General features: G+C 49.2%; 17 protein-coding genes. 1 reads left to right on the top strand and 16 read right to left on the bottom strand.

Going from position 1 to position 25832, the window contains the following annotated elements:
* Nucleotides 1-4: 4 nt before the first annotated feature.
* From hfq to uvrB, 9 genes are all read right to left on the bottom strand, one after another.
* A complete protein-coding gene (hfq, locus tag C1A10_RS17150) occupies nucleotides 5-250 on the bottom strand; it encodes an RNA chaperone Hfq (protein WP_101911409.1) in 246 nt (81 codons plus the stop codon).
* A gap of 76 nt (nucleotides 251-326) precedes the next feature.
* Nucleotides 327-1280: a tRNA (adenosine(37)-N6)-dimethylallyltransferase MiaA gene (miaA, locus tag C1A10_RS17145; RefSeq protein ID WP_101911408.1), complete on the bottom strand. Its 954-nt coding sequence runs from the start codon at nucleotides 1278-1280 to the stop codon at nucleotides 327-329.
* A 7-nt stretch (nucleotides 1281-1287) separates the two neighbouring features.
* Nucleotides 1288-3243 (bottom strand): DNA mismatch repair endonuclease MutL, encoded by a 1956-nt coding sequence (gene mutL / locus C1A10_RS17140; protein ID WP_101911407.1) that lies wholly within the window; start codon nucleotides 3241-3243, stop codon nucleotides 1288-1290.
* 14 nt (nucleotides 3244-3257) lie between these two features.
* Nucleotides 3258-5861 carry a DNA mismatch repair protein MutS gene (gene mutS, locus C1A10_RS17135; RefSeq protein WP_101911731.1) on the bottom strand — a complete coding sequence of 868 codons (2604 nt, stop codon included), beginning with the start codon at nucleotides 5859-5861 and terminating at the stop codon, nucleotides 3258-3260.
* 37 nt (nucleotides 5862-5898) lie between these two features.
* On the bottom strand, nucleotides 5899-6303 hold the full coding sequence (locus C1A10_RS17130) for a YlbF/YmcA family competence regulator (protein ID WP_101911406.1): 405 nt from the start codon (nucleotides 6301-6303) through the stop codon (nucleotides 5899-5901).
* A 32-nt stretch (nucleotides 6304-6335) separates the two neighbouring features.
* Nucleotides 6336-7754 (bottom strand): tRNA (N6-isopentenyl adenosine(37)-C2)-methylthiotransferase MiaB, encoded by a 1419-nt coding sequence (miaB, locus tag C1A10_RS17125; RefSeq protein ID WP_341456933.1) that lies wholly within the window; start codon nucleotides 7752-7754, stop codon nucleotides 6336-6338.
* Nucleotides 7755-7883: 129 nt separating this feature from the next.
* The gene (locus C1A10_RS17120; protein ID WP_101911405.1) at nucleotides 7884-9089 is read right to left on the bottom strand and encodes an FprA family A-type flavoprotein; all 1206 of its coding nucleotides are present in this window, start codon (nucleotides 9087-9089) and stop codon (nucleotides 7884-7886) included.
* A gap of 184 nt (nucleotides 9090-9273) precedes the next feature.
* Nucleotides 9274-12108, bottom strand: a complete 2835-nt coding sequence (uvrA, locus tag C1A10_RS17115) for an excinuclease ABC subunit UvrA (protein ID WP_101911404.1) — start codon at nucleotides 12106-12108, stop codon at nucleotides 9274-9276.
* A 25-nt stretch (nucleotides 12109-12133) separates the two neighbouring features.
* Complete coding sequence (uvrB, locus tag C1A10_RS17110) at nucleotides 12134-14128, bottom strand: excinuclease ABC subunit UvrB (protein WP_101911403.1); 1995 nt, start codon at nucleotides 14126-14128, stop codon at nucleotides 12134-12136.
* 423 nt (nucleotides 14129-14551) lie between these two features.
* Between uvrB and C1A10_RS17105 the strand changes: the two genes are divergently transcribed.
* Entirely contained in the window at nucleotides 14552-16843 is a 2292-nt protein-coding gene (locus tag C1A10_RS17105) for a hydratase (RefSeq protein ID WP_101911402.1), read from the top strand.
* 50 nt (nucleotides 16844-16893) lie between these two features.
* Here the strand turns inward: C1A10_RS17105 and nspC are convergent, their stop codons facing one another.
* The 7 genes from nspC to C1A10_RS17070 form a co-directional block, all read right to left on the bottom strand.
* Entirely contained in the window at nucleotides 16894-18027 is a 1134-nt protein-coding gene (gene nspC, locus C1A10_RS17100; RefSeq protein ID WP_101911401.1) for a carboxynorspermidine decarboxylase, read from the bottom strand.
* Nucleotides 18028-18030: 3 nt separating this feature from the next.
* On the bottom strand, nucleotides 18031-19230 hold the full coding sequence (locus tag C1A10_RS17095) for a saccharopine dehydrogenase family protein (RefSeq protein WP_101911400.1): 1200 nt from the start codon (nucleotides 19228-19230) through the stop codon (nucleotides 18031-18033).
* A gap of 23 nt (nucleotides 19231-19253) precedes the next feature.
* The gene (speB, locus tag C1A10_RS17090) at nucleotides 19254-20120 is read right to left on the bottom strand and encodes an agmatinase (protein ID WP_101911399.1); all 867 of its coding nucleotides are present in this window, start codon (nucleotides 20118-20120) and stop codon (nucleotides 19254-19256) included.
* Nucleotides 20110-20961, bottom strand: coding sequence for a polyamine aminopropyltransferase (speE, locus tag C1A10_RS17085; protein ID WP_101911398.1), 852 nt, complete (start codon nucleotides 20959-20961; stop codon nucleotides 20110-20112). Before speE ends, speB begins: the two co-directional genes overlap by 11 nt.
* On the bottom strand, nucleotides 20961-22418 hold the full coding sequence (locus tag C1A10_RS17080) for an aminotransferase class I/II-fold pyridoxal phosphate-dependent enzyme (RefSeq protein ID WP_101911397.1): 1458 nt from the start codon (nucleotides 22416-22418) through the stop codon (nucleotides 20961-20963). Before C1A10_RS17080 ends, speE begins: the two co-directional genes overlap by 1 nt.
* A gap of 14 nt (nucleotides 22419-22432) precedes the next feature.
* Nucleotides 22433-23197: an adenosylmethionine decarboxylase gene (gene speD, locus C1A10_RS17075; protein WP_101911396.1), complete on the bottom strand. Its 765-nt coding sequence runs from the start codon at nucleotides 23195-23197 to the stop codon at nucleotides 22433-22435.
* Between the two features lie 535 nt (nucleotides 23198-23732).
* A complete protein-coding gene (locus C1A10_RS17070; RefSeq protein ID WP_101911395.1) occupies nucleotides 23733-25712 on the bottom strand; it encodes a sodium-translocating pyrophosphatase in 1980 nt (659 codons plus the stop codon).
* Between the last annotated feature and the right edge of the window lie 120 nt (nucleotides 25713-25832).

Below are 25832 nucleotides of genomic sequence, written 5' to 3'. Positions count from 1 at the left end.
GATACTATTCTTCACCGCCGGCTTCGCAGGAATCCAAAATGCTGATGGGTTTGGCCGGGATGATCGTTGAAATTGCATGCTTATAAACAAGGTTCTGGCGTCCTTCACAGTCCAGGATGACAATATAAGAATCAAAGCCTTTCACAATGCCCTTAAACTGGAAGCCATTCGTCAGATAGATCGTGACCGTAATTTTTTCACGCCGCGCCTGATTTAGAAAAACATCCTGCAGATTAAGCTGTTTCATCATTACCCTCCCTGTTGCAAAGCAAAATTCGTTGTTTATTGCATTCATATTGATCTGTTTTATCTGTTTGTTTATTATATCATAAAATACCGCTGTTGTGAATGATGTTTTTTGCGGCTTCCAACAGCATCGAATGATCATAAAAACTGTCAACAGTCAGCCAGTGGATACGCGGATCCCTTCCGAACCAGGTCATCTGCCGTTTTGCATAGCGCCGGGTCGCCTGCTTTAACGCGGCAACACAGGCTTCCAAGGTGGCGGAACCGTTCAGGCATGCCTCCAGCTCTTTATAACCGATTGCCTGACGCGCTGTCCCGCCATAGATGCGGCTGATTCTGCGCGTTTCTTCCAAAAGACCCTCTTCCATCATGATATCCACACGCCGGTTAATGCGGTCATAAAGGTTTTTCCGCTCGGCAAATGAAAGGCCAAGCATGCATAAATCATAACGCGGCCCCTCCATACGGGACCGCCGCTGATGTTCACTCATAGGGATGCCTGTCAGCCGGTAAACCTCCAGCGCTCTGATAATCCGGCCCAGGTTATTGGGATGCAGCGCCGCGGCCAATTCCGGGTCAACCGCAGCAAGCTGTCCAAGCAGAAACTGATTTCCTTTTTGCCTTGCAACAGACTCGAGTTCCAGACGAACAGTCTCGTCATTCCGGATCTCCGCGTAGTTGATATTATCCACAACAGCGTTCACGTAAAGACCGGTTCCACCGGCGAGAATCGGAAGTTTTTTTCGTCCGGCAATTTCGCTGATCGCGGCATGCGCCAATTCCGCATAATCCGCGACGGAAAAAGCCGCATCGTCAGGTTCCAGGAAATCAATCAGATGATAGGGGATGCCGGACATCTCCTCTGCCGTAGGTTTTGCAGTCGCAATATCCATCTGCCGGTATACCTGCATGGAATCAGCGGAAATCACTTCCCCGTCAAACGCTTTTGCAAGTTCCACGGCAAGGCCCGTTTTTCCGGATGCTGTCGGCCCCACCACAGCCACCAGCGGTATCCTTTTTGTTGGTTCAGTCATAAAAGCCTCATCCAAGTCTGCCAAATTTTTTTTCAATCTCGTAACGGGACATGCGAATTGCAACAGGCCGCCCATGCGGACAATGCGTTGCACTTCCGTCCTCTCTCAGCAAGGTGACCAGCTGCTTGAGCGATAGTGATGAAGTCTTGTCATGTGCCTTGATGGCCGCCTTGCAGGCGATCGTGTGATACAAATCTTCCAGTTGTCTGGGCAATAGATGATGATTATAGCTGAGCAGCTTCTGCGCAAGTTCTGTCACAACCAGCTCCAGATCGGTTTTGGCCAAAACCGGCGCCACTTCGCGCACGACCACAAATCCGTCCCCGAAATTTTCAATTGCAATCCCGGCGTCCGACAAAAGCTTCAGGTTGTCCAGAATGGCGGCATGCTCATCCGGCGTCAGTTTCACCGATACAGGAGCGAGCAGCAACTGCTTTTCGCCCGCAATCCCGCCGGACGTCAGGCGGTTAAACAAAAGCCGTTCATGCGCCGCATGTTTGTCGATCAGGATCATCTGGTCTTCATTCTGCAAAACCAAATAGGTATCAAACAACTCTCCGATCAGCCGGGCGTTTTCGTATGGGTCCTGCGGCATCGGTTGAGGAACCTGCTCAGGTTCCGCTTCGATGTCGAGCATCGGCTTTTTGCGCAGATCATAGGTTTCGTCCAAAAAGTTCTCACTTTCCAGCACCGCCGTAGCGGCCGACGGTTGCAGGCTTGGAACACGCATTGGTTCCCCCGTCGGAGATACAGAACGGGGAACAGGCTTTTCCGTAAACGAAAGTCTTTCTGCGGCGAGCGGTTGTGTCCGATTGCTAACTGGTGAATAAACCTCCGCTTTTTTCTCCGGCAGTTCAGAAACCACCAGCCGGTACTGGCTGGCACTCATCCGCTCCTGACGCGGAATTTCTTGACTTTGCGATATTGAAAAGGGACTATACTTTACATCTTCCGCTTTTATTTCAGGCTGCAGGCTGCTTGCGCCAAGCGCCGTTTTGCAGCCGTAGTAGACCAGATCAAAGATGCTTTTTTCATTCGCAAACCGGACCTCTATCTTGGCGGGATGAACGTTGACATCCACCTCATAGGGCGGGATCGTCACGTTCAATACGCAGGAGGGAAATTTCCCGATCATCAGCATATTCTTGTAGGCTTCTTCCAGCGCCGCCATACAGGTTTTCGAGCGTACAAACCGGTTGTTGATAAAAAAATTCTGCATCGTGCGGGAACCGCGCGCAATGAAAGGCTTGCAGATACATCCTTCAAGCACCAACTGGCCCTGCTGATACCGAACCGGAATTGAGCCCTCGGCAAATTCACGCCCCAAAATACAGCGGACTGCGGAAATCAGCTGACCGTCACCCGGCGTCTGCAACTTTACGGCTCCGTCACGGATGAACTTAAACGCAACACCTGCGTTTGCCAATGCCGCTTTTTCCACAACAGCGGCAACGCTGTTCCCTTCCGAAACATCTTTTTTCAGAAATTTCATCCTCGCGGGGGTGTTATAAAAAACGTCGCGGACTGTGATCGTGGTGCCGACCGGGCAACCAGCGTCCTCCAGCCGTTCTTCCTCGCCGCCTGCAATGGAATAAAAGGTGCCGGCCACTTCTTCCCGGGTTCTGGTCAGCAGTTCTACCCTGCACATCGCGGCTATGGACGCCAGAGCCTCCCCGCGGAAACCCATGGTTGTAATATGGCTTAAGTCCTCGCTGACGCGCACTTTGCTGGTAGCATGACGCAGGAATGCATTGGCCACATCGGCCCGCTCAATGCCGCTGCCGTTATCGGTGACGCGGATCAGCCGGATTCCGCCGCCCTGTATTTCAACGATTATGGAAGTAGCGCCTGCGTCTGCGGCGTTTTCCACAAGTTCCTTGACGATGGACGCAGGGCGCTCCACGACCTCGCCGGCAGCGATCAGTTCCGCCACCTGCTTGTCTAAAAGATTGATTTTCGCCATGTGTCCACCTCCTCTTATTCTTTCAGCAGTTCTTTCATTTCATACAGTTTATTCAGCGCCTCGATTGGGGTCAGCGTATTGACGTCCGTTTTGCGCAGGGTTTCCTCCACCTCGGAAGGCACAATAGCCTCAAATGAAATTTGTGAGGAACCCTGTTCCGTGGCCGGTTTCTTTTTAGCCGGTGAGACTGTTCTGCCCTCTTCCAGCTGGTTCAGCACCTGACGCGCGCGCTTAATAATCCAGTCCGGTACACCCGCAAGTCTGGAAACTTCAATCCCATAACTGTCGTCAGCCCCGCCCGGAACAATCCGGCGCAGAAATGTGATGTCCTCGCCGCGCTTCTTGCAAGCAATGTTGTAGTTTTGAACCCCGGGGATTTCGTCCTCCAGAACGGTCAGCTCGTGATAATGGGTAGCAAACAGCGTCTTTGCACCGATATGGCGCTTGTCCGCTATATATTCTATCACGGCACGCGCGATGCTCATGCCGTCAAATGTCGAAGTACCGCGGCCGATTTCATCCAGAATCAGAAGGCTTCTGGAGGTCGCTTCCCGCATAATCTGTGCAACCTCGGTCATTTCCACCATAAATGTCGACTGCCCGGAAGCGAGATCATCGGAAGCCCCGACTCTCGTATAGATGCCGTCCACGATGCCGATGGAAGCGGACGCCGCGGGCACGAAGCTGCCGATCTGGGCCATCAGTACAATCAGCGCCGTCTGGCGCATATAAGTGGATTTTCCGGCCATATTTGGGCCGGTGATAATTGCAATCATATGGTCCGAACGGTTGAGTGCCGTATCATTGGCAACGAAGGGCGCCCCGCCCATCAACTGCTCTACAACCGGGTGACGTCCTTCCCGAATAACAATTTCATCGGACAGATTGACATCCGGGCGGCAGTAGCCATTGTTGCTTGCTACGGTTGCAAGCGAACAGAATACGTCGAGGCTGGCTACAGCGGAGGCAGTCGCCTGCACACGGTGCAGCTCGGCCGAAACCTTGACCCGAACCTGTTCAAATGTTTCCGCTTCCAGCGTTGCGATGCGGTCGCCGGCGGTCAGAATTTTTTCTTCCAGTTCCTTTAATTCCTGCGTAATATACCGCTCACAGTTTGCCAAAGTCTGCTTGCGGATATAGGTTTCAGGAACCAGATTCAGATTGGATTTGGTAACCTCTATATAATATCCGAATACACGGTTATATCCGATTTTTAAATTTTTGATACCTGTTTTTTCTTTCTCTGCCGATTCGATCTCCACTAAAATTTGTTTCGTATTATGTACCAGCGAACGCAGGCTGTCCAGTTCTTCGCTGAACCCCTCTTTGATGACCCCTCCGTCCTTCAGGGCTGCAGGGGGTTCGTCGACAATCGCTCTCCCGATCAGTTCACAGAGGTCTTCCAGCGGGTCGAGAGTTCGTTCAATCTCCTGCAGATACTGACTTCGGCAGTCCGCCAGCCGCGCCTTCAGCTGCGGCAATGCCCGGCAGGTGTATTCCAGCGATTTATATTCCCTCGGAGACGCGCTGCCGTAAATCACACGGGTCATTAAACGTTCCAGATCAAAGATTCCCGAAAGCTGTTCCGTCAGATCACAGCGCAGCATCAGGTCGTTATAAAGCTCTTCCACGGCGTTCAGCCGCTTGTTAATAATGGCGGGATTTACAAGCGGCTTGTCCAGAAAGCTGCGCATCAGACGCTTGCCCATTGCGGTTTTGGTTTTATCAAGCACCCAGAGCAGGGTGCCCCGCTTTTCCCCGGTACGCATCGTCTGCGTCAGTTCCAGATTGCGGCGTGCCGTCATATCCAGCACCATATACTGCTCCGCGTTAACACAGTTGATGCCGGTAATGCGCTCCAGACCTTTTTGCTGCGTCTCATATAAATAAGACAGCAAAGCACCGAGGACACGAACGGAAATAGGCTTGTCCTGCAGCCCCAGATCCTGCAGTTCCCTGGAAAAATGCCGCACGATCAGCTGCTCCGCAACAGCCGGCTCAAACTTTTCGTTATCGCACAAGTCGGCAAGGCAGTGCAGCTTTTCTTTCATGAATTTGGTGACAGCCGTTTGATCGAGAACCCCTTCATTAAAAATAATCTCGCTGGGATTATAACGGGACAACTCGTTGATGACGTCCTCCTGCCCAGAGGCAGCAAACTGCGACACAAAGACCTGCCCTGTCGAAATATCGGCGCAGGCAAGCCCCCATCCTTTTGTGTCGCACAGGATACACGCAATGTAATTATTGGCGTCTTCTGCCAGCATGTTGCTCTCGATCAGAGTGCCGGGCGTCACCACCCGGATAACTTCCCGCTTGACTACGCCCTTTGCCAGCGCGGGATTTTCCATCTGTTCGCAGATAGCAACCTTATATCCTTTTTTGATCAGTCGGGAAATATAAACATCACAGGCGTGATAGGGCACGCCGCACATGGGCGCCCGCTCTTCCTGCCCGCACACTTTCCCCGTCAATGTAAGCTCCAGCTCGCGCGACGCCACAACCGCGTCATCATAAAACATCTCATAAAAGTCGCCGAGGCGGAAAAACAGGATATGATCCTTATGCTTTTCTTTGATGGCAAAATACTGCTGCATCATTGGCGATAGATTTTCCATATTGATTTCCATCTGCGGCGACCTCCGAGATTATAAATTAGTGACAGCCCGCACAGGAAGAGCAGCTGCCCGAGCATCCGCTTTGCTGCTGGATCAGATCAGGGTCTTCCCCGTTCACGCTTCCGCGCAGAATCTGAAGAACAAAATCCATCAAAGAATCCAACTCCGCTTTCGCCTCATTATAGGACTGCATATTTTCATTTGCCATGATTTTTCCATAGATCTCTTTGATTTCGCTGTTAATGGCGGTTACCTTTTCCTGATCCTTATCGGCTTTATTGATTTCGGTGTTCAGCGCGACACGTTTCAGGTTAAATTCTCCGATCAACTGCTGCAAAGCGGTGTCCTCGTCGTTTGTCTGCTGCTGTGCCATCATTTTAATATAACGTTCGTCCTGCTGAACCGCTTTTCCCAGTTCCCTCGCGATTGATATAACATCCATTGTGAATCCTCCAGTTTATAAATTTGGTCACCCTATTTTAGTTTGCCAAAAGACGCCCAGTTTAACGCGCGTTCAATTTCGACAGTTATAAAAGAGCCTATCGTTTCTTTCGGGGCAATAAATTCCACAATATCATTGGAAGCTGTCCGCCCCGAAATCCAGCCTTCGCCGCTTTTTCCCTCACCATCCGCAAGCACCCGGATCGTTTTTCCGATCAGATTATTTTGCAGCTCACCCCGAATCACATCCTGCTCCGCGAGCAGTTCCCTCAGCCACCGGGATTTTTCTTTTTCCGGAATTGGGTCCTCCATGGAGGCTGCTTTTGTCCCTTCTCTCGGAGAATAGATAAACGTATACAGCGTATGATAACGCACCCGTTTGATCAGCTCCACCGTCTGCCGGAATTCCTCATAGGTTTCACCCGGAAAGCCGACGATAATATCACTGGAAAAAGTGATGCCCGGAATGCATTTTCTCGCGTAGTCGATCAGCTCCAGATACCCTTCCACCGTATAACGGCGGTTCATTGCTTTTAAAATCCGGTTGCTGCCGCTTTGTACCGGCAGATGAATGTGGCGGCATACTTTTTCACAGTCCGCGATCGTTTCAATCAGTTTTCTGGTGCAGTCTTTCGGGTGGCTGGTCATAAACCGTATCTGAAAATCGCCCTCAATGCGGTTGATTTCACGCAAGAGATCGGAAAAATCAACCGGCTCGGGAAGCCCTTTCCCATAGGAGTTTACATTCTGCCCAAGCAGGGTGATTTCCCGGTAGCCCTGCCTGACCAGCTCCCTTGCCTCGGACAGGATGTCCTCCGGCCTGCGGCTGCGCTCCCTGCCCCGCACATACGGGACAACGCAGTAGGAGCAGAAATTGTCGCAGCCATACATCACCGGGAGGTTGGCCTTAATGCTCCCATCCCGGCGCAGCGGCAGCCCTTCCACAATTCTTCCGGGGCCTTCCGCGTTGGAAAACTGGCGCTTTTCTCCCGAAACCCGTCTGAAAAGTAATTCAGGCAGCAAGTGGAGCGCGTGTGTTCCAAAAACAAGATCGACATAGGGATAGCTTTTTTTAATTTTTTCAGAAACAGAATTCTGCTGCATCATGCATCCGCAAAGCCCAATCAGCATATCCGGTCTTTCCTGCTTGACCGGTTTCAGCGCGCCTACATTTCCAAAAACGCGATCCTGCGCGTTTTCACGGACAGCACAGGTATTGTAGATGACAAGATCGGCGTTTTCCACCTGGTCGGTAAAGCCGTATCCGATCTGGGCAAGCAGCCCTTTGATCTTTTCACCATCGCTCTGATTCTGCTGACAGCCAAAGGAATGCACGTACGCCATGGGCGGATGCGAATAGCGCTGTGAGAGCAATGATTTTGCACGCCCGGCATATTCCATCTGCGCGGCTATTTCCTGGTTGCTGACCGCCTGTTGTACCTGTTCCGGCAAATTTCCATCTCCTCTATCCCATTCAAATAACATGCGAGATTGATTTATCATAGCATTTTGGGCAAAAATATTCAAGGTTCGACGGTATAAAACAGGGAGCGCCAGGAACAGCGCTCCCCCAATACCACGTCATTTCAGAGTCTCTCCGAAAGCCTTGCCAAGCTCGCACGCCTTTTTCAGATCTTCTTCCGAGGGAATAAAGCAAACTTTTAACCCTTCTCCGAATAACGACATCTTCAGGCCGCTCAGACGCGCGGACAAATTCGGTACGGCCTCGCCGCTCCAGCCATAAGAACCAAATACCAAAACCGGTTTTTTCCGGTTATTGATCGCGTCGACATGGCTCAGCAAAACCCATGCGGGCGGAACCGCGTCGCCGTTGATCGTCGGGCTGCCCAGCGCAAACGCATCCGAGCAATTCAGCAGTTCAGATAGGTCGTTCATATCATGTTCAATCATATCGTAGGTGGTAACATCCGCGTCCGGCCTGGACTCCAAAATTCCCTGACGGATTGCGTCGGCAATTCGCCCTGTATTGCCATACGCGGTTGTGTAGAAAATGGGAACCGTTAATTTTTCATTTTTTACCGGCTGGCTCCACTCTCGATATTTTTCCCGCACATAATCCAGCATGCAGCCTTTTGTAATGATCGGGCCGTGGCTGTTGCATACAAATTCGATCGGCAGATCCTTGATTTTTTCCAGACCGGCAAGCACATAAGGCTTGAACGGCGCGAAAATAGCGTCATAGTAGCCCTTGAATGCGACTTTGAATTTTTCAGGATAGGCAAGGTTATAGTCAAACAGATAAGGCTCACAGTAATGCGTGCCTAAAAAGTCACAGCTGAAGAGCGTTTTTTCTTCTTCGACCCAGGTGAACATAGAATCGGGCCAATGCAGGAAGGGCGCGTTGATAAACCGCAGTGTCCTTCCGCCAATGTCCAGCAGATCGCCGTTTTTGGCTACCTGCATTTTAAGGTCTGCCCGGTTCGTAATATTTTTTAAATAGATAGAGCCCGCCTGAGAGGCGATAATGGTTGCATTCGGCGTATATTCCAGCAGTTGTGCAAGACCGCCGGAATGGTCCGGCTCGTTGTGGTTCAGTACAATATAATCAATATCGGCAGGGTCAATGACCTCGCGGATATTGTTGAGATAGTGCTTAAAGAACGTTTTGTGGCACGTTTCAATCAGCACATTTTTCTCTGTGCCCTTCACCAGAAAGGAGTTATATGAGGTACCATATTCGGTAGTCATTACGATATCGAATATGCGCATATTCGGATTCAATATCCCTACAGAATAAATGCTGTCTGTAATTTTTACTGCTGACATGATGTTTCCCCTCCAAAATTTCTGTCTTTTTTCAACTTTATTTGATCATAAGGATTATAAACTTCCCTTACAGCATATCAACAATGATTTAAGCTTGTCTGCAAACCGGGAGCGGCCCAGATTGATAAAAATTTATTTATCCATCACAAAAAGTATACTATATGAGTGTACGTTTGTAAACCACCTATTTTGCCGGATACAGAATTTTTTTCAAATATTGACCGGTATAAGAACGTTCCACTTTGCAGATTTCTTCCGGAGTTCCCGTTGCAACAATGGTGCCGCCCCGGTCACCGCCCTCGGGCCCCAAATCAATAATATAATCCGCAGTTTTGATAACCTCCAGATTATGTTCAATCGTAATGACCGTGTTCCCCGAATCTACAATTGTCTGCAGGACTTCGATAAGCTTATGCACATCGGCGGTATGCAAACCGGTCGTCGGCTCATCCAGAATATAAACCGTTTTCCCGGTTGGCCGGCGGGAAAGCTCTGTTGCAAGCTTTACCCGCTGTGCTTCTCCTCCAGACAGCGTGGTTGCGGGCTGGCCGACCTTAACATAGCCAAGCCCAACATCCATTAAAGTTTGCAGCTTGCGCGCAATCTTAGGCACGTTCTGAAAAAAGTCCAGCGCTTCTTCCACAGTCATTTCCAACACGTCATAAATGGACTTGCCTTTATATTTGACTTCCAGCGTCTCCCTGTTATAACGTTTTCCTTTGCATACTTCACATGGCACATAAATATCGGGCAGAAAATGCATCTCAATGCGGACAATGCCGTCCCCCTCGCAGGCTTCGCAGCGGCCGCCCTTCACGTTAAAGGAGAACCGGCCGGATTTGTAACCGCGCATTTTTGCGTCATTGGTCTGCGCAAAAATCTCCCTGATATCTGTAAAAACACCGGTATAGGTGGCGGGATTCGAACGCGGAGTGCGTCCGATCGGAGACTGGTCGATGTCAATTACCTTATCGATGTATTCGATCCCCTGCAACTCGGCATGTTTACCCGGTTTTACACGCGGGTTCGTCAATTCCTTTGTCAGGCGCTTAAACAGTACCTCATTAATCAGCGAGCTTTTGCCGGAACCGGACACACCGGTTACTACAGTAAATACCCCGAGCGGGAATTCAGCGTCGACATCCTTTAAATTATTCTCGGCCGCACCGATGATTTTTAAAGATTTTCCATTGCCTTTTCTGCGTATTTGGGGAATCTCAATCTTTTTTCTGCCGGACAGATACTGGCCCGTGATAGAGTGCCCACAGGCCTTGATGTCATCGATGGTTCCCGCACAGACAATTTCCCCTCCGTGAATTCCGGCGCCCGGGCCCACATCAACAATATAGTCGGCGGCGTACATTGTGTCCTCATCATGCTCTACCACAATCAGCGTATTTCCAAGATCACGCAGACGCTTCAAAGTCGCAATTAATTTGTCGTTATCCCGCTGATGCAGGCCGATGGAAGGCTCGTCCAGAATATAAAGCACGCCCATCAGCGAGGAACCGATTTGGGTAGCCAGCCGGATTCGCTGGCTTTCTCCACCGGAAAGCGTTCCGGCAGAACGCGCCAGCGTTAAGTATTCCAGCCCGACGCTTTGCAGGAACCCCAGGCGATTACGGATTTCCTTAATGATCAAATCGGAAATCATCTGTTCACGCGGGGTCAGCTGCAGCTTGTCCAAAAAGTCCAAAGCCTGTATCACCGAAAGCTTACAGAACTCGCTGATATTCAGCCCCCCGACGGTCACCGCCAGAACGGTTTTATTCAAACGGTCACCATGACAGACCGGGCACTCAACGCTGTTCATCCATGTTGTGATTTCATCGCGCATCCAGTTGGAATTTGTTTCACGGAAGCGACGCTCCAGATTATTTACGACACCTTCAAAGTCTGTAAAGTAAGAGCCTTTACTGCTTCCCGTTTCCCGATAGAGCTGGATTTTTTCTCCCTTTGTACCGTAGAGCAGAAGATCGATCACCTTCGGCGGCAGCTGGGAAACCGGCACATCCAGCGAAAAATGGTAGTGTTTGGCAAGGCCTTCATAATACATCTGCGCAATTCCACCCTCGGCATAATACCAGCCGGAAGCACGAATGGCACCCTCACGAACGGTCAGGCGTTTATTGGGAATCACCAGATCAGGGTCAACCTTTAGAAATGTCCCAAGCCCGGTGCATTTTTCACAAGCTCCGTAAGGCGCATTAAAAGAAAACATCCGGGGGGTCAGTTCCTCAATGCTGATGTCGTGATCCGGGCAGGCATAATTTTGGGAAAAGTTCAGCTCCCCGTGCTCTTCCCCTGCGTCAATTACCACAAGGCCACCCGAAAGGGATAACGCAGTTTCCAAAGAATCCGCAAGTCTGGAACGGACTTCCTCTTTAACGGCCAAACGATCCACAACAATTTCGATGGTATGTTTTTTATTTTTCTCAAGCCTGATATCTTCCGACAAGTCGTAAATACTGCCATCCACGCGGACCCGCACATAACCGGAACGGCGGGCGGCGTCAAATTCCTTGAGATGTTCCCCCTTGCGTCCGCGGACGGTAGGCGCCAGCACCTGAATCTTTGTCCCGGACGGCAGAGCCATAATTTTGTCCACCATCTGGTCTACAGTCTGCTGTTCAATCGGGCGACCGCAGACCGGGCAATGCGGAATTCCGATTCGGGCGTAAAGCAGACGCAGGTAGTCGTAAATTTCCGTCACGGTGCCGACTGTGGAACGCGGATTTTTCGATGTTGTTTTCTGATCAATGGAAATCGCGGGAGAAAGCCCTTCAATGCTGTCCACATCCGGTTTTTCCGACTGCCCAAGAAACTGGCGGGCATAGCTGGACAGGCTTTCCACGTAGCGCCGCTGCCCGTCCGCATAGATCGTGTCGAACGCCAGTGAACTTTTTCCGGAACCGGAAAGTCCTGTAAAGACAATTAACTTGTCACGCGGAATTTCCAGATTCACATTCTTTAAGTTGTGCTCACGCGCACCTTTGATAATAATTTTATCCAATGCCATTTTTGTACTCTTCCATTCAGTAGAATTATTTTGGGACTCTGCTGGGACGTTCGTTTTCCGCTTTCAATTTCGTAATTTTATCTCTGAGATAAGCGGCATGCTCAAATTCCAGGATCTTGGCGGCGTTTTTCATCTCCATTGTTAGTTTAGCAATCAATGCCTCCCGCTCTTTATGAGACATCTTCTTGCCGCTCTTTTTGCGGTCTCCGTTTTCGTCTTTCGCGGAAATTTCAAGAATATCACGAACGTCTTTTTTAATGGTTTGCGGGATGATCCCGTGTTCTTTGTTATACGCAATCTGTATTTCACGCCGGCGGTAGGTTTCCCTGATTGCATGCTCCATAGAATCCGTTACGCTGTCGGCATACATAATGACCTTGCCTTTCGCATTTCGGGCCGCCCGCCCTATCGTCTGTACCAGCGAGGTTTCACTGCGCAGAAAACCTTCTTTGTCTGCGTCGAGTATCGCGACCAGAGATACTTCCGGAATATCAAGCCCTTCGCGCAGCAGGTTGATGCCAACCAGCACGTCAAACTCGCCAAGGCGCAGGTCGCGGATAATTTCCATCCGCTCGATCGTGTCGATATCATGATGCATATAACGGATGCGGACTCCCATATTTTCCAGGTAAGCGGTCAAATCCTCCGCCATTTTTTTGGTCAGTGTCGTTACAAGCGTGCGTTCCCCAACTTGCGCCCGCAGATTAATTTCTGACAGCAGATCGTCAATCTGGCCTTCAATGGGCCGCACCTCAACCTCGGGGTCGACAAGGCCCGTCGGCCGGATGACCTGCTCCACGATCTGGGTGCTTTTTTCACGCTCCAGGTTTCCCGGGGTTGCGCTGACGAATATCGTCTGATTGAGTTTCCCGTAAAACTCGTCGAAATTCAGCGGACGGTTGTCAAAGGCGGACGGAAGCCGGAAGCCATAATCGATGAGGTTCTTTTTCCTTGCCTGATCTCCGCCATACATTCCCCGTACCTGCGGCAGTGTCACATGGGACTCATCCACAAACAACAAAAAATCCTTCGGGAAATAATCGAGAAGCGTGTAAGGGGTACTGCCGGGGGCACGTCCGGAAATGACGCGCGAATAGTTCTCAATTCCCTTGCAAAAGCCGATTTCCTGCAGCATCTCAATATCATAGTTGGTGCGTTCCGCGATGCGCTGCGCCTCAATCAGCTTTCCTTCCCTTTGAAAATAGGCAACCCGCTCGTCGCATTCTTTTCGAATATCGTCTATGGCGGCATTCATTTTGTCCCGCGGCACGATATAATGGGACGCAGGATAAATCGCCACATGGGTCACCACATTCTTAACTTCGCCGGTTAAGGTGTTGATTTCGCTGATGCGGTCGATTTCATCCCCAAAGAATTCAATACGGACCGCCGTATCGCCCGAATAAACCGGAAAAACCTCCACCACGTCGCCGCGCACACGAAATTTATTGCGGACAAAATTGATATCGTTGCGCTCATACTGAATTTCCACCAGTTTTTTGATCAGCTCATCCCGATCCCTGGTCTGCCCGGTACGCAGGGAAATAACCATGTTTTTATAATCAATCGGGTCTCCCAATGTGTAAATGCACGATACACTGGCAACGATGATGACGTCGCGCCGTTCCCCTAAAGCCGCTGTGGCCGAATGCCTCAATTTTTCAATTTCATCATTGATTGCCGAATCCTTTTCAATATAGGTGTCGGTATGGGCAATATAAGCCTCCGGCTGGTAATAGTCATAATAACTGACAAAATACTCCACGGCATTTTCAGGGAAAAACTCCCTAAATTCTGAACAAAGCTGTGCCGCCAACGTTTTATTGTGTGCAAGAACCAGCGTCGGGCGATTCACCCGTTCAATCACATTCGCCATTGTAAAGGTCTTGCCTGAACCCGTTACGCCAAGAAGCGTCTGCTCACGAGCGCCCGAGAGAATCCCGTCCACCAACTGGTTGATCGCATCCGGCTGGTCACCGGTGGGTTTATAACTGGAGCGAAGTAAAAACTGATCGGGCACTCGTTACGCCTCCCTTTTCTCACAGATCTGATCAGTACCATCATATTGTCTTAGTTATTTTACCACTGAATGATCAATTAGTAAATGCAATTTCACAAAAAAATCGAACAAATGTTTGAAAATTAGCCGGAAACTTTTGTTCACAAGGCATGATATTGACTATTCATGGGGAAAGCTGTATGATTAGAATAGGTAAAATATGAATTATAAATGAGATCATCCTGCAAAAGTGATGTAAAATCATTCAGCATTTTCACAATTGCCAATCTATTTTGAAGCCTGCCGATAAAAGTTCCACCATATACCATGTTTGGATAAAACTGCCGTCCGCAGGCGGTTTTCAGCAATACGCGCGAACGAAGCCGGAGAACTTCCCGGTTCCCCGGGCTTCCTGTTATATGATTTGTTGAAAGGACGTGTCACATGATCAAACTCTATGATACCGGCGTTTATCTGATAAACGGGACCGAAATCATTCCGGACAGCCATGAATCCCCCGTACAGCTTGCCAAAGCAGGCAAAACAACTGATAAGCGATCCGCAAAAAGAAATACGATTGCTTATTCCATTCTATCTAAACATAACACTTCCGATCATGAGAAACAGCTTCGGCTTCGTTACGATTCCCTGACCTCACATGACATTACCTATGTGGGGATTATTCAGACCGCAAGAGCAAGCGGCATGACGAAATTCCCGATGCCCTATGTGTTAACTAACTGCCACAATACTCTTTGTGCGGTAGGCGGCACCATCAATGAGGACGACCACATGTTTGCCCTTTCCGCCGCCAAAAAATACGGTGGGATTTACGTCCCGCCCAATCTTGCGGTCATTCACTCCTTCAACCGTGAAATGATGGCCGGCTGCGGCAGGATGATTCTAGGCTCCGATAGTCATACACGCTATGGCGCTTTGGGTACCATGGCGGTCGGTGAGGGCGGCGGCGAGCTTGCAAAGCAGCTGGTCGGCCGCACGTATGATGTGTCCGCGCCCGATGTAATCGGCGTTTACCTGACAGGCAAACCGCAAAAAGGGGTCGGACCTCATGATGTTGCGTTGGCCATTATCGGGGCAACCTATCAAAACGGTTGTGTTAAAAATAAAGTAATGGAATTTGTGGGAGACGGGATTGCAAATCTGCCGATCCAGTTCCGCAACGGAATAGACGTTATGACGACCGAAACCACCTGCTGGTCCTCCATCTGGTGCACAGACAGCGAAACCAAGGACTATTTTGGCATCCATGGCCGACCCGATGCTTATCAGGAGTTGAAACCGGGTGATGTTGCCTATTACGACGGGATGATTTATGTGGATCTTTCCACAATCGAACCGTCAATCGCGCTCCCCTTCCACCCCAGCAATGTTTACACCATTTCCGAGCTGAAAGCAAATGCGGCGGATATTCTGGCTAAGGTGGAAAAGGACTGCCTGGCACAGCTGGGCAACAAGAACCTCTCCATGAATCTGCTCGGCAAGCTGAGAAACGGCGAAATCCATGTCGATCAGGGAATCGTTGCCGGGTGCGCGGGAGGCACGTTTGACAATCTCTGTGATGTTGCCGATATTCTTGACGGACATTCGGTCGGCAACGGTAATTTTACAATGAGCGTTTATCCCGACAGCCAGCCCAACTATCTGGAACTGGTGCGCAACGGTTCGATTTCCCGGATTATGGCTTCCGGTGCTGTTGTCCGTTCCGCGTTCTGCGGGCCTTGCTTCGGCGCGGGCGATACCCCTGCCAACGGAGAGCTGTCCATCCGCCACACCACCCGGAATTTCCCGAACCGCGAGGGCAGCAAACCCGGCGAGGGACAGATTGCTTCCGTTGCTTTAATGGATGCCCGTTCTGTTGCCGCGACCGCGATCAACGGTGGGCGCCTGACTGCGGCAACGGAATTGGACGTGAATTTCTCTCATCCGAAATACTATTTTGATCAGGGAATCTATGAAAAACGTGTTTATGACGGTACGGGCAAAGCGGAACCGGAGGTACAGCTGCAATTCGGTCCCAATATTAAGGATTGGCCGGTTATTCCCTCGTTAACGGAACATCTGCTGCTGAAAGTGGTTTCTTTTATTACCGACCCTGTGACGACGACCGACGAGTTGATTCCTTCCGGCGAGACTTCCTCTTTCCGTTCTAACCCGTTGCGGCTGGCGGAATTCACCCTGAGCCGCAAAGACCCGCTGTATGTCAGCAATGCCAAAGCGGTCCAGGCTTTGGAAATTGCCCGGGAAGGCGGCGATATGGCATCGGTCAACGCGCAGCTTGCCGGCGTTTATGAAAAGCTGAAAACGGTTCCCGATATGGAATCTCTTGACCCTGCCGAGGTCGGGATTGGAAGCACCATCTACGCAGTGCGCCCCGGCGACGGTTCAGCGCGTGAACAGGCAGCGTCCTGTCAGCGTGTTTTAGGCGCGTGGGCAAATCTGGCGCAGGAATATGCGACAAAGCGTTACCGCTCCAACCTGATCAACTGGGGAATGGTGCCTTTTCTTCTTGACGGAAACCCGGAATTCGCGAAAGACGATTATCTCTATATTCCCAATATCCGTACGGCAATTCTGGAAGGCGCGGAATCCATTCCCGCCTATGTATTGGGCGGTCAAGTCAAAACGATTACCCTTAGAATTGGAAACCTAACGGAGGACGAAAAGAAGATTCTGGTTCACGGGTGCCTGATTAATTTCTACCGTTCTGAATTGTAATTCTGAATCAATAACAAGAGAGCCGCCCTGCACGCAGGGCGGCTCTCTTGTTATAAGCGTTCCTTAAAATCTTCATAGCCAAAGCTTTTGACCAGTTTTACCCGATGATCTTTGTCTGCTATTGCAATGGACGGCAAATTCATACCGTTGAAGGTATTGTTCTTTACCATCGAATAATGTGCCATATCGCAGAACACCAGTTTATCTCCTCTTCGGAGGGGCTGATCAAAGGAGTAATCCCCGATGATGTCTCCCGCAAGACAGGTCGGGCCGCCCAAACGATAAATAAACTGTTTTTCATCCGGCAAACCGGCGTCCACAATATTAGGGCGGTAGGGCATTTCCAGGACATCCGGCATATGACAGGCGGCGGAAGTGTCTAAGATTGCGATTTTGATGCCATTCTCGATCACATCCACCACCGTACTGACAAGATATCCGGTGTTGAGAGCGACCGCTTCGCCCGGTTCCAGATAAACCTCAAGCCCATATTGCTCCTGAAACCGCCTGATACAGGCAACCAGCGCATTCACATCGTAGTCATTCCGGGTGATATGATGTCCTCCGCCAAAATTAATCCACTTCATGCGGCTGAAAAATTTGCCAAACTTTTGCTCCACTATTTCAAGCGTTTTCACCAATGCATCCGCGTTCTGCTCGCACAGTGTATGGAAATGAAACCCGCTGATTCCGTCAAGCAAATCCGGTCGAAAACTCTCAAGCGTAACCCCAAGCCGCGAACCGAAAGAACATGGGTCATAAATGGCATGATCTTGTGTTGAACACTCCGGATTAATCCGAATACCAAATTGCTTGCCTGATGCCAACGCTTTTTTCCGGAAAAGCTGCCACTGGGAAAAAGAGTTGAAGATAATATGGTCGCAGATGTTCAGAATTTCATCAAACTCTTTTTCTGAATATGCGGGAGAAAAAATATGCGTTTCGCCGCCCATCTCCTCATAGCCCAATTTTGCCTCGTTTAAACCGCTGGCAGTAGTACCGTTTAGATAGTTCCCAATCAAAGGATAAAGCGAATACATGGAAAAGGCTTTTTGCGCCAAAAGGATATGACAGCCCGTCTGGTCAATTACCTTTTTTAAAATTTCAAGATTTTTAATCAGCAGGGTTTCATCGACGATGTAATACGGGGTTTCAACCGCATTTAAATCAAATCCAAGCCCCATCGTTTAATCCACCAAGTCAGGATGGTAGCTTTCCTGCCACGGCAGTCCCCATTGATTCAGCGCATCCATAAACGGGTCCGGATCAAGCTCCTCGACATTAAATACGCCCGGCTTCCTCCAGGTCCCGTTCATCACCATCATTGCGCCGATCATTGCAGGGACACCGGTTGTATAGGAAATGGCCTGCGAACCCACTTCCTTGTAGCATTCCTGATGATCACATACGTTATAGAGATAATAGGTTTTCTCTTTGCCGTCTTTTTTCCCTTTGAAGATGCAGCCGATATTGGTTTTCCCTTTCGTTCTCGGGCCAAGGGAGGCGGGATCGGGCAGCACAGCCTTCAAAAATTGCAGCGGAACAATTTTCATGCCGTTATATTCGATTGGTTCAATCGAAGTCATGCCGACATTTTCCAGACATTTCAGATGGGTGAGATAGCTCTGACCAAAAGTCATGAAGAAACGGATTCTTCTGATGCCTTTTATATGAAGCGCCAGAGACTCCAGTTCCTCATGGTGAAGCAGATACATGTCTTTCTCGCCGATTTCGGGGAAATCATAGACCCGTTTGATTTCCATCGGTTCTGTTTCCACCCACTTTCCGTTTTCCCAGTAGCTGCCCTTTGCGCTGACTTCCCTGATATTGATCTCAGGGTTGAAATTGGTTGCAAACGGATAACCGTGATCGCCTGCGTTCGCGTCCAGAATATCTATTTCGTTGATCTCATCAAATTCGTGCTTCTGCGCGTAAGCAGAAAATACTCCGGTCACTCCCGGGTCAAAACCACACCCCAGCAATGCGGTGATGCCGGCTTTCTCAAAGCGCTCCCGGTACGCCCACTGCCATTTATATTCAAACTTCGCCGTATCAAGGGGCTCATAATTTGCCGTATCGACATAGTTTGTTTTTGTAGCCAGACACGCATCCATGATCGTCAGGTCCTGATAGGGCAAAGCGAGGTTCAGCACAACATCAGGCTGAAAGCGGTTGATCAAGGCAATCAGTTCCTCCACATGATCCGCATCTACCTGTGCGGTATGGATTTTTGTTTTTCCGCCGTCCAGCTTTGCTTTTAAAGCATCGCATTTGCTTTTGGTTCTGCTCGCGATCATGATCTCCTCAAAAATTTCGCTGTTTTGGCAGCACTTATGAATTGCTACACTGGCAACACCGCCGCAGCCGATAATTAAAGCTTTTCCCATTCTAAATACCTCCTAAATTCCCGTTAGTTTGATTTTTCTTTTCCGCCGAAAGCAAGCAGCATTTCCCGCAGAATCTTGCAGGCAGCCGCAGTGGATCTCCCGCTCTGGTCGTAGACGGGAGAAAGCTCGTTGATATCGCAGCCTACGATGTTTAATTTGCTGATTTGCAGAATGGCATCCAACAATTCCGGGAAGTCGACGCCTCCCGCCTCTGGGGTTCCTGTTCCGGGAAATGTTGATGGATCCAGAACGTCTAAATCCAGTGTAAAGTAAATCGGCTTTCCAGATAATCGTTCTACGATCTTATCCAAATCTGCAAAATTAAATCTGTTCAGAATCGTATGATTTTTAGAAAATTCAAATTCGGCCTTTTCTCCCGAACGGATTCCAAACTGGAACAGCCTTCCATCCCCTGTTAAATCCCAAATACGGCGCATCACAGTTGCATGAGACAACTGTTCTCCCAAGTAGTCTTCCCGCAAATCCGCATGCGCATCAAACTGGATGACATGCAGGTCCGGGAATTTCTGAAGAACTGCCCGGACAGCCCCGAGTGTTACCAGATGTTCGCCCCCGATCATAACCGGCAGTTTCCCGTCTTTGACGACCTGAGCGGTACATGCTTCAATTTCGTTCAGCACTCTTATGGTATTTCCGAACGGCAGTTCCAAATCACCGCCGTCAAAAACTGCAATTTCTGCCAGGTCCCTGTCCTGATACGGGCTGTATGTTTCAATGCCATACGACTCCCCCCGCATGGTTTTGCTTGCAAACCTTGTTCCCGGCCGGTAGGAGGTTGTGGAATCAAAAGGCACTCCGAAAATCACAAGCTGTGCCTTTGGATACTCGCTGTCACACCCAAGGAAGGTCTCAATATTCTTATTCCACATCGGACAGCATCTCCTCCACATAATTCGGCAAAGCAAAAGCACCTTTATGCAGGTTCGTATTATAGTAGCGGGTTTTCAGCCCAAGCTCATTCCACTGCTTCGCGTGCAGGTCTGCCACCGGATGGTATTTTTTGGACGCGAAACCGAACAGCCAGTGCCCGGACGGATAGGTTGGAATATGGGCCTGATAGACCCTGCTGATTTTAAAAGATTCCACGATTCTTTTGTGCGCTCTCTGCATCGCGATTGCGTCGTCCTCGTAGAAAGGGCTTTCATGCTGGTTCACCATAATGCCGTCTTCCTTCAGAGCATTATAGCAATTTCCATAAAATTCTTTCGTAAACAACCCCTCGCCAGGTCCAAATGGGTCGGTTGAATCCACAATAATAAGGTCATAGCTGTTTTCACATCTTCGGATAAATTTCAGGCCGTCTTCATAAAAAATGTAAACTCTTTTGTCTTCAAAACCACAGGCCGTCTGGGGAAGATATTCCATGCAGACCCGAACAACCTGTTCATCAATTTCGACCATGTCAATCTGTTCAATGCTCTGATAGCGGGTCAATTCCCGCACTACGCCGCCGTCCCCGGCGCCGATTACGAGAACCCGTCTGGCAGAGGGATGCACCGCCATAGGGACATGTGTAATCATTTCATGGTAGATAAACTCGTCTTTTTCTGTCAGCATCATGAATCCGTCCAGCGTTAAAAATCTGCCGAATTCCTGGGATTCAAATACATCTATCCGCTGGAACGGGCTTGTTCCGCTGTAAAGCTGCTTTTCGACCTGAATTGAAAATTTCACGCTCGGCGTGTGCTTTTCCGAATACCAAAGCTCCATCAGCCTTCCTCCTTTAATACATTCAGCCGGTCGGTGTTCATATCTTCCGCACCTGTCAGAAAACAGCCCTTTGCTTTCGCGTACTGAATATATTCGATAATCTCTGGGGTAATTTCTTCGCCGGGAGCCAGAATCGGAATTCCCGGCGGATAGCACATCACAAATTCTGTGCAGACATGACCGGCGCTCTCTTCAATTGGAACAGAAGTCTTGTCCGCATAAAAAGCCTGCTGCGGAGGCAGAACCACCTTGGGAGAGAGGTATTCCTGTTCCAGCATTCCTGTTTTATCTCTTTTATATCTGCGTCGGATTTCCGCCAGCGCGCTGACAAGACGTTCGATGTCTTTTTGTCTGTCGCCTATGGAAATATAGGCCAGAATGTTACCGATATCTCCAAACTCAACCTGAATGTCATATTCATCGCGCAGAATATCGTAAACTTCGATTCCTGCAAGCCCGATTTCGAGCGTATGAATAGACAGTTTTGTCACATCGAAATCAAAGATGGTATCGCCATTGATCAGTTCTTTCGAGTAAGCGTAATAATCTCCGATTCGGTTAATTTCATTTCTGGCGTACTGCGCTATCTCTACGACCTGCCCGAACTGTTCTTTCCCATGCAGGCTCAGATTCCGGCGTGAAATATCCAGGCTGGAAAGCAGAAGATAGGAACCACTAGTTGTCTGTGTCAGGTTAATGATCTGTCGGACATAGGACGCGTTGACCGCTTTTCCTGTCAGCAGAAAAGAACTCTGTGTAAGCGATCCTCCGGATTTATGCATACTGACGGACGCCATGTCCGCTCCGGCTGCCATCGCGGATACCGGCAGATTTTCACCGAAATAGAAGTGTGTTCCATGTGCTTCGTCAACCAGAACCTGCATATGATGGCGATGTGCCAGCTCTGTAATCGCCTTTAGGTTGGAACAGATGCCGTAATAGGTGGGATTATTGACAAAAACCGCCTTTGCATCGGGATTTTCCTCAATTGCTTTCTGAATTTCAGAAACAGACATGCCCAGCGCAATGCCAAGCTGCCGGTTGGTCTGGGGATTGACATAGACAGGAATTGCTCCGCCAATAATCATGGCATTGATAACGCTGCGGTGCACATTCCGTGGAACGATCATCTTTTCGCCTTTTTTACAGGCGGACAGCACCATAGCCTGTACAGCCGAAGTCGTGCCGTTCACCATAAAAAATGCGTGTGAGGCGCCAAAAGCTTCTGCTGTCAGCTGCTCCGCTTCCCTGATAACGGAAACTGGATGACAGAGATTGTCCAAAGGTCTCATCGAGTTCACATCAATTGTCACACACTGTTCCCCTAAAAAATCGGTCAATTCCCTGTTTCCCCTGCCGCGCTTATGGCCGGGAACATCAAACGGAACCACCCGCTGCTTTTTAAATTTCTGCAAAGCTTCCAGAATCGGAGCTCGCTCCTGCGCAGACAAGTCCATTTCTCTCCTCCCTTTTAGTACACATTTACGCCGCTGAAAATTTCAATCATTTCCTTGCGCAGACTGTTTGTAATGGAAAGCCGTGTTTTGGGGTGCAGCTCATATACATCCGTGTTAAACAAATAATTCTGAAGGTCTACCTCTTTAATCAGCATTTTCGTGTGGAAAAGGTTGGACTGATAGATATTAATATCAATCGCATCGTAACGTTCCAGCGTCTTTTCATCAACATAATCCTGAATGGAAGTGATTTTATGATCCATAAACAGCTTTTTGCCGCTGATGTCCCTTGTAAACCCTCTGACCCGGTAATCCATCGTAATAATATCAGAATCAAAGCTCCCGATGAGAAAATCCAATGTACTCAGAGGTGTAATTTCGCCGCACGTGGCGACATCGATGTCAACACGGAAGGTGGCGATAGAGGTATCGGGGTGAAATTCGGGATAAGTATGAACCGTTACATGGCTTTTGTCCAAATGAGCAACCAGTGTTTCTCCGTTTTTCGCAGGCAGCATCGTTTCTTCTGCGATCAGAAAGGTAACACTGGCCCCCTGCGGATCATAATCCTGCTTGGAAACATGAAGCACATGCGCGCCTATCATATCCGTGACATGATAGAGAATATCAGTCAGCCTTTCCGAATTATACTGCTCATCGATATAAGCTACATAATCCCGCTGCTCCCGTTCGCTTTTCGCATAACATACATCGTAAATATTGAAACTGAGGGACTTCGTAAGATTGTTGAACCCATATAAAGTCAGCTTGTTTTCCATCGTTCACACTCCCCAAAATAAAAACTCAAGTAACCGCGCAGTATTCCACCGCAACAATCACTTGAGTCATATTCCACAATATTATTAACAATTGAATTTTCATCCAATTTTGTTATTCTCTATGCAGATATTAGAGTCTATATAGCAAAAACTTACTTTTACTACTCTTATTGACCGTTTCACAAGTGTTGTGCAATGAATACACATGGTTATGAAGTAACCAACTTATAAAATTTGAGCTTCTAACTCAATCAATAATGCAGCAAAAGCTGCAATCGGCAGTTGACCCGGCTGTCCGTATGGCCTTAATTCTTTCTGAAAAGAATGGTCAAGTTCGTTTTGCTTAATCACACAGCAGTCTACAAAGACTCTAAAACTATGTCGAATTTTAACATACCGAGCTCTGTTTGTCAATCAATAAAGTGTCCAAAACCTGAAAAATTTATTCTCGTTATTCTGTTTTGAATTTTAAGGTATCAGCAGAGCTGCGCGGACGGATAACCGTCCGCGCAGCTCTGCTTGGAATGGTCAATGATTAAAGCCTCATAAAAAGGGGCAAAAACACCACAGATACAATGGTCATAAGCTTGATCAGGATATTAATTGAGGGTCCTGACGTATCTTTGAACGGGTCGCCGACGGTATCTCCGACAACCGCAGCTTTGTGTGAATCGGAACCTTTTCCACCGTGGTTGCCCTCTTCAATATATTTTTTGGCATTGTCCCACGCGCCGCCGGCGTTGGACATCATGATGGCAAGGAGCACGCCCGTCACAAGTGAACCTGCCAGAAGCCCGCCAAGCGCTTCCACTCCCAGGACAATCCCGGTGGCAATCGGGCTAACAACAGCCAGCAGGCCGGGGAATACCATCTCTTTCAGAGCCGCCGCAGTGGAAATGTCCACACATTTGGCATAATCCGGACTTTCCGTCCCTTCCATGATTTTGGAATTTGACCGGAACTGCCTGCGCACCTCCTCAATCATCTGGAACGCTGCCTTGCCAACAGATTTCATTGTCAATGCGGAAAACAAAAACGGCAGCATCCCTCCAATCAGCAGCCCGCCGACTACTTTGGGAGACAACAGGTCAATGCTTGAAATCTTCGCAATCTGAGAATACGAGACAAAAAGCGCCAGCGCCGTCAGCGCTGCGGAACCGATCGCAAACCCTTTTCCAATCGCCGCGGTTGTATTTCCGACAGCATCCAGGCGGTCGGTGATTTGGCGGACTTCATGGGGAAGGTTGGACATCTCCGCAATACCTCCTGCATTGTCAGAGATAGGCCCATAAGCATCTACCGCCACAACGACTCCCGCTGTGGAAAGCATACCAATTGCGGCAAGCGAAATCCCGTAAAGTCCCGCGGAATAGTAGGAAGCCAGGATTCCTGCCACAATCAAAAGGATCGGCCAGACAGTAGACAGCATACCAACAGCAAGCCCATCGATGATCGTGGTAGCCGGGCCTGTTTCACATTGCTTGGAAATTCCCCGCACCGGCTTATAGTCGCCGGATGTATAGTATTCCGTGACATTTCCGATTAAAATTCCCACGACCAAGCCCACCGCAACCGCAAGAAAGGCGCTGAGATTGCCAAAAAACCAGCGGCTCAATAAAAAGGAAGAAACAGCCACAATTGCGCCGCTGACATACGTGCCAGCGTTAAGCGCCTTTGCAGGATTAGACACTTTTTTTCCGCCGACCATAAAAATTGCAATAATGGATGCTACAATTCCCACCGAAGCAAGCACCAGCGGAAACAGCGAACCCGTCAGCGGATCCACTTCCGGCATCGCAACAGCAAGCGTAATTGCTGAAATGATAGAGCCAACATAGGATTCGAACAGATCGGACCCCATTCCTGCCACATCGCCTACGTTATCGCCTACGTTATCGGCAATGACCGCCGGATTTCTAGGGTCATCTTCAGGGATTCCCGCTTCCACCTTTCCAACCAGGTCAGCCCCGACATCCGCAGCTTTTGTATAGATACCGCCCCCGACACGTCCAAATAAAGCAATGGAAGAAGCGCCTAAACCGAATCCGGTCAGTAAATTCGCATTTTCATAGCCCAATGCAGCTAACAGACCACCCACACCTAAAACGCCGAGGCCTACGACACAAAGCCCCATAACGGCCCCGCCCCGAAATGCAATTTTCAGCGCCTGCTGCATGCCGTTTCTGGCTGCCGCCGCCGTTCTCACATTTGCCGAGGTAGCTGTCCTCATTCCAAAGAAACCGGCAAATATTGAGAAAAGCGCCCCGAGTAAAAAGGTCAGTGCAGTCCCGATCCCTATTGCAAAAGTCAGAATAATAAACATTGCCAAGCCAAAAATAACGATGGTCCGATATTCCCGAAACAAAAAAGCCATGGCTCCCTCACGTATGTAAGATGATATTTCCTGCATACGGTCAGTCCCTGTTTGATTTTGATAAATCCACGCAGCGAGCCACCATGCACAGATCAACGCCAATGCACCAGCTAATGGGGCCACATAAAGCAATGTTTTCATTTTTACTCCTCCACTGTTGATAAATTCAATATTTCCACTCAACACACGTGCATATACTTATGCACAATTCTATTATATGTTGCAAAAATCAGATAATCAATAATTTTTTATAAAAAATAA

Origin of the sequence: Marasmitruncus massiliensis, from assembly GCF_900186535.1 — a bacterium.
GTDB classification, from domain to species: Bacteria; Bacillota; Clostridia; order Oscillospirales; family Ruminococcaceae; genus Anaerotruncus; species Anaerotruncus massiliensis_A.
The sequence above is the reverse complement of the archived record's forward strand: the minus strand, read 5'-3'. Positions and strand labels throughout refer to the sequence as shown.